Source organism: Sulfuricurvum sp. (assembly GCF_030691015.1).
Taxonomy (GTDB): Bacteria; Campylobacterota; Campylobacteria; order Campylobacterales; family Sulfurimonadaceae; genus Sulfuricurvum.
The window spans coordinates 42,584-53,066 of sequence record NZ_JAUYFF010000018.1 but is presented as its reverse complement, the minus strand read 5'-3'; the positions used below and the strand labels follow the sequence as shown (position 1 = coordinate 53,066).

Annotated in this window: 10 protein-coding genes; all 10 read left to right on the top strand. The window is 41.5% G+C overall.

What is annotated here, in order from left to right; all coding sequences use genetic code 11:
* Positions 1-284 precede the first annotated feature (284 nt).
* The gene (locus tag Q8O20_RS10795) at positions 285-1,142 is read left to right on the top strand and encodes a hypothetical protein (protein WP_305531169.1); all 858 of its coding nucleotides are present in this window, start codon (positions 285-287) and stop codon (positions 1,140-1,142) included.
* 73 nt (positions 1,143-1,215) lie between these two features.
* Positions 1,216-1,584 (top strand): response regulator, encoded by a 369-nt coding sequence (locus Q8O20_RS10790; RefSeq protein WP_305531168.1) that lies wholly within the window; start codon positions 1,216-1,218, stop codon positions 1,582-1,584.
* An 8-nt stretch (positions 1,585-1,592) separates the two neighbouring features.
* Positions 1,593-3,662 carry a chemotaxis protein CheA gene (locus Q8O20_RS10785; RefSeq protein ID WP_305531167.1) on the top strand — a complete coding sequence of 690 codons (2,070 nt, stop codon included), beginning with the start codon at positions 1,593-1,595 and terminating at the stop codon, positions 3,660-3,662.
* Positions 3,663-3,671: 9 nt separating this feature from the next.
* On the top strand, positions 3,672-4,172 hold the full coding sequence (locus tag Q8O20_RS10780) for a chemotaxis protein CheW (RefSeq protein WP_305531166.1): 501 nt from the start codon (positions 3,672-3,674) through the stop codon (positions 4,170-4,172).
* Positions 4,150-4,986 carry a protein-glutamate O-methyltransferase CheR gene (locus Q8O20_RS10775; RefSeq protein WP_305531165.1) on the top strand — a complete coding sequence of 279 codons (837 nt, stop codon included), beginning with the start codon at positions 4,150-4,152 and terminating at the stop codon, positions 4,984-4,986. Before Q8O20_RS10780 ends, Q8O20_RS10775 begins: the two co-directional genes overlap by 23 nt.
* Entirely contained in the window at positions 4,983-5,606 is a 624-nt protein-coding gene (locus tag Q8O20_RS10770; protein ID WP_305531164.1) for a chemotaxis protein CheD, read from the top strand. The genes Q8O20_RS10775 and Q8O20_RS10770 overlap by 4 nt, the downstream gene beginning before the upstream one ends.
* 9 nt (positions 5,607-5,615) lie before the next feature.
* Complete coding sequence (gene cheB, locus Q8O20_RS10765) at positions 5,616-6,659, top strand: chemotaxis-specific protein-glutamate methyltransferase CheB (protein ID WP_305531163.1); 1,044 nt, start codon at positions 5,616-5,618, stop codon at positions 6,657-6,659.
* Positions 6,660-6,700: 41 nt separating this feature from the next.
* Complete coding sequence (locus Q8O20_RS10760) at positions 6,701-8,110, top strand: PleD family two-component system response regulator (RefSeq protein WP_305531162.1); 1,410 nt, start codon at positions 6,701-6,703, stop codon at positions 8,108-8,110.
* 141 nt (positions 8,111-8,251) lie between these two features.
* Entirely contained in the window at positions 8,252-8,809 is a 558-nt protein-coding gene (locus Q8O20_RS10755) for a hypothetical protein (protein WP_305531161.1), read from the top strand.
* Positions 8,810-8,970: 161 nt separating this feature from the next.
* The gene (locus Q8O20_RS10750; protein WP_305531160.1) at positions 8,971-10,464 is read left to right on the top strand and encodes a methyl-accepting chemotaxis protein; all 1,494 of its coding nucleotides are present in this window, start codon (positions 8,971-8,973) and stop codon (positions 10,462-10,464) included.
* Positions 10,465-10,483: the final 19 nt, after the last annotated feature.

The window sequence follows — 10,483 nt, the reverse complement described above, 5'->3', positions numbered from 1 at the left end:
CGACTACACGCCCAATGGTTAAACCATCGGCAACCCTCTCACGACCAGCCTCCCCTGCTCCGAAACCATCGGCCAAGAGCAGCAATGACGATGTCTGGGAAAGCTTCTAGCCATAAAATAAAAGCCCTTTAGTCGGGCTTTTAAAATATTACACTGCAATAATCGCTTTTTTATGTTTTGCCACAAACTTGCAACACTAATATGGGATACTGCTAAGACAGATTAGAGATGCCGAAAAATTAATCTACGGTTATGACGTTTCGAAAAGTATTGAAGGAATAGTTATGAAGAAAATATGGAATTTACTGGAAGATGACTCCGGTTTTCCCTCTTTGGAAGATGCGGGCTATAGAGTCGCTTCTGCCGAAGAGGTAGATTGTGATGTCATGATCTGTGGACTGGAACATGTTGAATATGCGGGAGCCTTGGTAAATCCAAATGAGAGCTTTTTTATTGTTGCTCTCGATAATCCCGATCATGAACGCCATTTGGTTCCGAGTACATTTAGCGCATGGATCGACCGTAAACGGCTTCATCGTTTACCGAGTATGCTCGACGCATATCGATCCCATATTGATCAAAAAGGGAAAACGCGAGCCCTTCGCGATACGCTCCAGCGTTTTAGCGTCGATACGTCGGTGCACTATGCGAATCTTGAGGGGATCAAGCTCAATATGCGCGAGAGTACCAAAGAGATCGAAACGATTTTTGAAGAGCGTGTCGAAGAGATGCGTGCCATACACAAAGATACTACTCTTGCACATGAAAAACTGACGGCATTAAAAGAGCAGATTGTTCCGAAAGAGTTCAATGATTTGGAAGAGTCGTGGAATATGACCCGATCGATTCTCGATCGTACCGATGAAGTGATTAAAGCGATGTTCGGATTTATCATGGTACTTCAGTGCGAAGACCGTATTACCCAGATGATCGACGGGATCGGAAAGATTATGGATGATGATATCCGACATGCTGCTGAACTAGGATGCAATATCCCTCATGATAAAGAGGTTATCTTTAAAGAGCGTCTCGTACCGTTTTACACCATTCAAGATCAACGTGATTTTGTACAGGGCAAAGATGATGCTATGCAAAAATGCAAGCCGGATCAAAGTGAAATAGATGAGTTCACTCTGTTTTAAAATCTGCCTCATGTGAGGTCATGGTTTAGTGTCGCCTGAGAGGGCTAAAAAAATTTAACTTATGGAGAGAAAAATGCCAAAAATTCTAATTGTAGATGATTCTAATATGTTGCGTGATATGGTCAAATATGCTTTAAATGAAGGTGGATACCCTGATGTTACCGAAGCGGTGGACGGAGTGGATGGTTTGGAAAAAGCAAAATCTGCAGTTTTTGATTTAATCGTTACCGATATCAATATGCCGAATATGAACGGATTTGATTTGATCATCGAGCTGCGCAAACTTCCGACCTATGCGAAAACGCCGATTTTGACTCTTACGACCGAGAAAAATGATGATATGAAAGCAAAAGGAAAAGCAGTCGGAGCGACAGGCTGGATCGTTAAACCGTTCGTACCCGAACAGCTTCTTAAGGCGGTGGGAATCGTCCTAAGTCGATAAGGATACCTATGGCAGTGTTTGATATTAATAAATATCGTCAAATGTTTTTAGAAGAAGCGGAAGACATATTTGAAACCATCGATACCATTTTGCTCGAAGCGGAAGAATCGGGTGATATGGACAATGAAACGGTTAATTCTCTGTTTCGTTCCGTTCATACGCTCAAAGGGAACTCGGCTTCGGTAGAACTGGCTATGTTCGCCGCACTTGCCCATGAACTTGAATTTTTCATGGACAGATTGCGTAACGGTGAACTCGCATTTGAAGAGAGTATGGCAGAGCTTTTGATTGAAGGGATCGATACCCTCAAACAGATTTTAGAGATGGAGCTCTCCGGTGAACTCGAAGAGAGTTTTTTCCATACAACGAAAATGTCTTTGCTCCAAAAAATTGAATCTTTTAGTGAAGATACCCAAGAGGTTGCCGCGTTAATCCTTCTCGAAGAGGAGAAAGATGACTTCGGATTGCTCATGCCGATCGATGATGATAAAGGGTTTGGGCCCATTTCCGGTGAATTCTCTGACAAAGCAGAAGAGATGCCTGAGAGCATGGAAGAGTATTTCGGACTCTTCGATGATGAAGCTCCGCAAAGAGAACTTCCTCCATTCGAAGATGTTTTCGGACTTTTCGATGATCTTGAAGAGATAACGATGCAAGAGGCCAAAGAGGAGATGTTCGGATTCTTCGATGAAACAGAAGAACCGCTAAGCCCTGTGGCAACCGTTTCTGCAGATGTAGAAGAATCGGATGACGATCATTTCGGGTTTTTTATGGAGATAGAGCCTCAACAGAAAGTAAAAGTTTCTCTGCCGGAAAAGAGATCAGAGCCAAAATCTAAAGAAGCACTTCCAGAAGCAGCGGTAGATGAATCAAAGGTAGCGAAAAAGTTCAAAGCCGATACGACTTCCAATTCGATTCGTGTTGATCTCTCGAAGATTGACGGGTTGATGAATAATATCGGAGAGCTTGTAATTGCTCATTCGATGCTTTCTCAGTATATCTATACGATGGAAGACCAAAAAACAAAATCTGATTTGGGTGAGCGGCTCGAACTGATCGATCGCCATATCCGTGAGCTGCAAGAATCGGTTATGAGTGTCCGAATGGTTCCGATGGAGACCGTTTTTTCAAAGTTTCCTAAAGTGATCCGCGATACGGCGAAAAAACTCGACAAAAAGATCGATTTCCGTAGCTTCGGAGAGAGTGTCGAGATCGATAAGGCAATGATTGAGGGGCTAACCGATCCGTTGATGCATATCGTACGAAACGGCCTTGATCACGGTATCGAATCTCCTGAGCGACGACGTAAAGCGGGCAAACCCGAAACCGGTACTCTGATGATGAGTGCGGAGCAGGCTAATGGTCAAATGATTATTAAAATACAAGATGACGGCGGCGGAATCAATCTCGCCAAAGTAACCGCTAAAGCGTTGGAAAACGGCGTTATAGATGAGCATCAAGCGTATTCGATGAGTGAGGAAGAGAAAGCAATGCTCATATTTGCTCCGGGTCTTAGTACGGCTGATGCCGTCACTGATATTTCCGGACGCGGTGTCGGGATGGATGTGGTTATGTCTAACATCAAAAAACTCGGCGGAATTGTGAAAGTCGATACCGAAGAGGGATATGGAAGTACATTTACGATTGCACTTCCTCTGACCCTCGCGATTTTGGACGGGCTTAATATCCGTGTCGGAGCGGAGCAGTTTATTTTGCCTCTTTCAGCCATCATCGAATCGATCAAACCTGAAGAGGAGATGATCAAGCAGATCGGAGATACGCAGTCAGAAGTGTTGATGCTTCGCAATGAGTTTATTCCTGTTGTACGGCTTCATACGATTTTTAACGTCGAATATGAGCATCAAAAACTCTCTGAGGGATTGTTGATCGTGGTACGCTCGGCGGCGCAAAAAATCGCTCTGTTCGTTGATGAATTTATGAATCAGCAGCAGTTTGTCATTAAGCCGCTCGATCGAAATTTCCGTAATGCACGCGGAATAGGCGGAGCGACGGTACGCGGAGACGGAACCATCGGTCTTATCATCGATACGATGAATATATTAGATAAAAACTACTAGGAGAGCATTATGTCAATCATAGAGAGCAATCAACTCCTCACTTTTAAACTCGGAAACGAAACCTACGGGATTCAAATCTCTAAAGTGAGAGAGATCCTAACCTACCCTACCGTTACCCCTATTCCCGACGCGTCACGCTGGGTTAAAGGGGTGATTAATTTGCGCGGCGAAGTGGCTCCCGTCATCGATTTGCGGGTGCGATTTAACATCAATAATGATCCTATCTATACGAATCGTACGATCATTATCGCCGTTAAAACCCAAGATGCACGGATGATCGGTCTAGTCGTCGATGAAGTATCCGATATGGAAAATGCTGAACTCGACCGCCTCTATCCGGCACCCGATATGGGGACGTCAATCGCCCCTGAATATCTCAAAGGGCTGTTTAAAAAAGAGGACAAGATGATCGTAATCCTTGATATTGACCGTATTTTGGATAAAGAAGAGATGCAGAAGCTTTCTCGTCAATCTCCTGAGACAATGCATGTACTCAGCGCGTCAGCTTGATCGTGCGCGTGATCTCGCGTATCGTCATAGCGGGATTACGCTGGGTGACAATAAAGATGTAATGATCTCCAATCGTCTCGATAAACTGAAGCGTTCTCTTAACTCCGAGGATATCGATGCGATTTTAGCATTGGTTGAAAACGGTCACCATATTGAGATATTTGTCAGTACTTTTACCACCAATAAAACGAATTTTTTTCGTGAAACGTTTCATTTTGATGATCTAAAAGAGCGGGTCGTTAAACAGGCGATCGAATCGAATCAGTCTCTTAAAATCTATTGTTCCGCCGCTTCGACGGGCGAAGAACCCTACTCGATTTTGATGACGATAGAAGAGGCAAACCGCGAATATAAAACGGCATTGTCAAATTATTCCCTCCTTGCGACCGATATTGACCTGGATGTCTTAAAACATGCCTCTAGCGGTATCTATGAGTGGAATAAAAATGCGGATGATTTTCCTTCATGGATAAAGCCGGCCGAGTATTTTAAACGCAGAGCGCATCCAACAAAAGAGGATGATTATCTGATTAAAGTCAAAGATCATCTTATGCGTAAAGTTCGGTTTGATCAGATGAATTTAATGTCAGTGAGCTATCCGTTTAAGTCTGAAGAATTTGATGTTGTTTTTTGTCGAAATGTACTTATCTATTTTAATCAAGACGATCAAAACGCTATTTTGAAAAAACTTTTTAGAACCCTTAAATTGGGTGGAACACTTTATCTTGGACATTCAGAAAGTCCATTGGAACTGGCTCCTTATGTAGAGCGGTGCGGACAAAATATATTTGTAAAAACAAAAGAGTACTTATGAAAATTATCAAAGGGACGGTAGATTCTAAAATCGTTAAATTATCCCACCCTGATGCGATCAAATACATACAAAACAAAGAGACTCTCGGAATCATCGGCGGTGAGTTTGCTATAACCTACGATAGTGATAATCTCCCTATTACGACCCTGTTGGGATCGTGTGTCGCGGTAATGCTGTATGACAGCGTTTTGCAGATCAAAGGGATGAACCACTTCCTTTTGCCCTCCTCCTGTACACAGGGAACGTCATGTCGGTTCGGTCTTTATGCGATGGAATCAATGCTGAATGAAATGTACAAACTTGGATCCCGTAAAGAAAATATTAATGCAAAAATTGCCGGAGGAGCCAACGTCCTGCACAATTTCAGCGACAATATCGGGGAGCGTAACGTGATATTTGCCCGAAGTTTTTGCCGCTCCGAGGGAATTCGGGTGGTAGCGGAGAATGTTTTGGGAACAAACGGGCGGGTCGTTATGCTCGATAGTGCTTTTAATACCGTCTCTAAAACAATCATAAATCGTTCGATGGATGAGCGGCTGGCGAATGCCGATCGCGAATTGGCAAAAATTATCAACAAAACCGAAACGGTTCCGCTCGACAACGCCGTTACCTTGTTTTAGGAGTATCAGATGTATACGGTTATTGTTATTGACGACTCTCCTTTGATGCAGCGTATCCTCTCAGACATGATTTCGCGTCTTGAAGATTTTAAAGTGATTGCAACCGCATCGGACGCTTTTGAAGCTCGTGATCTGATTAAACAGCATGAGCCTGATTTGGTCACTATTGATATCAATATGCCCAAAATGGACGGAGTCACTTTTTTACGCAATTTAATGCGGCTTCATCCGATGCCCGCAATCGTCATTTCTACGGATGTGTCACGCCATCATGATGTTTTCGATGACGGTGCCGTCGGCTTTATCGCGAAAAAAGGGATTGGCGAAAAGGATGAATCATTTTTTGCGCGAATCGAAGATACGCTGATGCGTTTAACGTTTTTAATTGATCGCTATAAAACGAAAAACAGAGCCAAAAAAGAGCCTATTGAAATCGAAACAGAAAAAATCCATCCTGATGCGCTACTCGTAAAAAAACCGGCACTTATTCATGCATCCAAAGTCATTGCGATCGGAGCATCTACGGGAGGCGTTGAGACCCTGATGAGGATATTTTCTCAGATATCCCCTCCTCTTCCGCCGATATTGATCACGCTGCACATTCCGTTCGGATTTTCGGGAAGTTTTGCGGAGCGGCTCAATCGACTCTCTGCTTTGAGCATTAAAGAGGCACAAGAGGGTGATATGGTAAATGAGTCATCGGTTTATATCGCTCCGGGAAACCGTCATATGCTTTTGGAAAACCGTCAAGGCAAATATTTTATTAAGCTTCTCGACGGCCCCCGTATCAGCCGCCACAAACCGAGTGTCGATATTCTTTTCCGCAGCGTCAACAATGCCGTCGGCTCAAAAGCCATGGGGATCATGCTAACAGGGATGGGAGATGACGGTTCTATCGGCATGAAAGAGATGTATGACTCGGGTGCATTGACAATAGCGCAAAGTGAAAAAGATTGCGTTGTTTTCGGAATGCCGCTCAAAGCTATCGAATCACAAGCCGTTCGCGAAGTAGTACATTTGGGTGATATCCCTCAGCGTATTCAGACTTTTTAATACACAACACGCTAAGAACAGAATTTTAAGATAGGGTGTATATGAAAAAAATACTCATAGTTGATAAGAATAAAGAGAGCCGAATATATCTTCGTACCATGTTGGAAGAGTATGCCCATGATACACGGAAAAAGTTTGTGATTTATGAAACCGATAACGGAAATGAAGCGGTTATGATGTCCGATCACGAGAATTACGACATGGTCTTCATCGATGTTGAAATTTCTGAGATGGAGAGTGCGAAAGCAACCGAACTGATTCGTGAAAAAAATTCCAAAGCGATGATTATTGTCGTCTCTGATACGAAAGACCCTGAAATACGGAGCCGAATCTTACGCAGCGGAGCTGAAGATTATATTCGAAAACCGATTGATCCTGATCTTTTTTATTCACGGTTAGACAACTATACCGCACTGATACAATCACGCCGATTGCATCTTTCTATCCATGAAGGTCATAATCTTTACGGTGATGCAACGTATGGGCGAACCATCTCCTATTTCATCAAAGAGTATGACGTTTTAGCTGAGTTTTGGGAGTTTTATCTCCTAGAGACTCAAGAAACGAGAACCCTTACCGATGCATGTCGACGATGCAATGTCGGAAAAAGCATCCTTAATACGCATCAAGCTTCTACGCGGCTATCCGATACTGTACGTGCGATTTATGATATCTCAATACAAGCGCTTAATATCAACGTGACACCGCATATATGGATTGAAGAGTCTGACAAAAATATCTACTTTACGATTGAAGGCTTAAGTCAAATCAACCCTGATCGGATCAGGACGATTCTAAACAAAATCCCTGAGCTCAATACCTATATATTTGACCACTATAAAGTTACGATACTCACCCCTCGTGAAAAAGTCGATCTGTGTAAAGTTGAAATTCCGTCTGATCCAAAAAAGAGCACCGAGACGATTATCATGACAGAGACAGCAAAGAGTGAGATTCAATCGCAAGTCGTCGCAGAAACCTATGTGGAGCCTGTCGTTGAAAATCAAATCTTTTACTATATGGATGAAGAAGATTTAGAAGATATCAAAGAAAATCTTTCCCGACTAAATACCCTTTTACTGATGGTAGGAAGCGGAGATATCCGATACGATGAAGTTGAAGAGATCGCTTATTATCTCGATAGGATCGGAAAATCTGCATCTATCTATTCAGAAAGCTATCCAATTGCGAGATCATTAGGTGAATTGTCCTCGACCATTAATAACAATGTGCAAACTTTTATCGATAAATCTTCTTCTTTGGGGCTCTTTTGTAAAACATTCGGATTGGATTTGACAAATTGGCTGCAAATGATCTTTTATGACGGTGCGCCAAGCGTCAATTTTATGGATGATACGATTATCAGCAATGCCCAAATGGTGGGTAGCATGTTATGTGTTAATGATTCCCCGAACGAATCAATCGACATGGACGATATTTTCGATTTTTAAATTGCGACAAACTTGCAACACTAAAACCTTATGATTCTTTATCTATTTGAATTAAAAGGTTTTATTTGATGCTCAGCCTTTTTGTAGTTGTATTTGCTGCATTTGTTTTTTTACTTTCAGTGATGACCTATGTGCTCAATATTGTCAGTATCCACGAATAATTCCTCCGAACATTTACTCGAAGAGATAATACTCAAAGCACGACTCAAAGGGGCAAAAATTTTGACGTGGTATCAATCTCCCAATGGTAGAACCGTCATTGAAATTTATGGAAAACTTCCGATTTTTTATTTAAGTCAGCACGCGGCTATCGATAGTATTATCCACCAATATAATTTAATTTCCCAATACCGGCACCTGTACCAAAGTACGACACAAAAATTCAAGCTATTAGCCGTAGAAACAACGGAACAAGAACATAAAGTCTCCATTACATCCAAAGCAATCTATGAATGTGAATCGGTGTTTGCGAATATGGATAACGAACTTACGGCATCCACAAGAAGAAAACTTTATGCAGCATTAGAAAAAATCAACGCTTCTGAGCGGATGAGCCCCTCTGAGTTTTATCTTTTTCAAAATGTCTTGTTAGATCATTTTCGTGACAAAGTTATCGAAGCCCGCTCCACAAAAAAGAAAAAACAGCTTCAAATGTTTATCCGTTTTCTTGAAGAGATAAGTCACTCCGATGTTGAATAAGCGTTTTGCGACACTATTGCAACAGTAAACATTTATCATTCTCTCACTTATTTAAAAGAAGGCTAATCATGCTAACGACCGTCAAATCAAAAATAATTTTTACAATTATTTTTTTTAGTTTTATTGGGATGGGGGCAATATATTCGTATATATCGACATCGTTGAATACCTTTTCTAACGAAACAGCCAAACGCTCATTAATGATGCTAAGCGATTCTATCTTTCAAACTCTTTCACTAAGTATGCTCGCCGGTGATCCAAAAGTCGTAAACGAAGCCATTACCCATGCACAGGAGATCGACGGTGTTTCTAAAATCGAAGTTCAAAAATCTCAGCAGGTAATTGAACTGTTTGGGTTAAATGAACAATTCAGTGATGATCCGATGATTCAGGAAATTTTTAAAAGCAAAAAGCCTCAAGTCATTGAAAACAGAGACGAAGGGCATTCTATACGCCTTTTACAACCATTGATCGCACAAGAGAGATGTTTATCGTGCCACACTAATATTCAAATCGGTGAAGTCTTGGGAGTTATGGATCTGGTCGTTTCTTTGGAGAAAAATGATGCAGAAATTGATAATACAAAATTTATTTTGTTGATTACTTTAAGTATTACGATTGTTGCTTTTGTCGTCATCCTTTCTATCTTTTTCGGAAAAGAAATCTTGCATCCGCTTGAAGAACTCAAAAAACGTATCAATGAATTAGTCAACGGTGATAAAGACTTAACCAAACGACTCGAAGTAACCAAAAAAGATGAATTTTCAGAAGCGGCCGTTGAAGTCAATCATTTTGTTGCTATGGTTCAAGATACCGTCAATCAAGTAAAAATATTGGGTGCTCAGAATTCTATGATTGCATCTACGATCACCGAAGCAACACATAGTATCTCTAAAGGGGTAGATCAAGAGCGTTCTATTGTCAAAGAAGCTACCGATAAAAGTATCTCCATTAAAGAGATATTGTCGAAAAGTATTTTGATATCCGAGCAAACACAAAAAAATGTTACGACGGCAAATAATGAATTGATTACGGCTAAAAATGTACTCAGTAAATTGGTTGTGGAGGTTGAGGGGTACATTGAGACGGAACAGGAAATGTCTTCCCAGCTGGTTGGCTTGCGTCAAGATGCCGATCAGGTCAAAAATGTTTTGGAAGTAATCAAAGAGATCGCTGATCAAACCAATCTACTCGCGCTCAATGCTGCAATCGAAGCGGCACGTGCAGGTGAGCATGGACGAGGATTTGCCGTTGTCGCTGATGAAGTACGTAAGTTGGCGGAGCGGACGCAGCGAAGCTTAACGGAGATAGAAATTAATGTTAATACAATCGTACAGTCGATCAATGATGTAAGCGATAAGATGATCAACAATGCCCGAAATATGAATCAATTAACGCTTATTTCCGATGAAGTAGAAGAAAAAATTTCGGTAACTTCTTCTGAAATGGAGCGATCCGTTCTTGTTGCACAGCATTCATACAATGATTCAGTTGAAGTGGTAAGCCACATCGAATGGATCATTGAACGGATATCAAATATTAATCATGTTTCGCAATCAAACCAAAAAAGTGTCGAAATGATCGAGAGCGACTCGGATAAATTACTGCAAGTGGCAAAATCGCTTCAATCTCGTATTAATGAATTTAAAAGCTAAAAATAAACAAATGAAAGGA

Coding starts and splice junctions, on each gene's coding strand:
- Q8O20_RS10760 (WP_305531162.1), top strand. CDS start 6,701: ATGAAAAAAATACTCATAGTTGATAAGAATAAAGAGAGCCGAATATAT.
- Q8O20_RS10780 (WP_305531166.1), top strand. CDS start 3,672: ATGTCAATCATAGAGAGCAATCAACTCCTCACTTTTAAACTCGGAAAC.
- Q8O20_RS10785 (WP_305531167.1), top strand. CDS start 1,593: ATGGCAGTGTTTGATATTAATAAATATCGTCAAATGTTTTTAGAAGAA.
- Q8O20_RS10795 (WP_305531169.1), top strand. CDS start 285: ATGAAGAAAATATGGAATTTACTGGAAGATGACTCCGGTTTTCCCTCT.
- Q8O20_RS10790 (WP_305531168.1), top strand. CDS start 1,216: ATGCCAAAAATTCTAATTGTAGATGATTCTAATATGTTGCGTGATATG.
- cheB (WP_305531163.1), top strand. CDS start 5,616: ATGTATACGGTTATTGTTATTGACGACTCTCCTTTGATGCAGCGTATC.
- Q8O20_RS10770 (WP_305531164.1), top strand. CDS start 4,983: ATGAAAATTATCAAAGGGACGGTAGATTCTAAAATCGTTAAATTATCC.
- Q8O20_RS10775 (WP_305531165.1), top strand. CDS start 4,150: ATGTACTCAGCGCGTCAGCTTGATCGTGCGCGTGATCTCGCGTATCGT.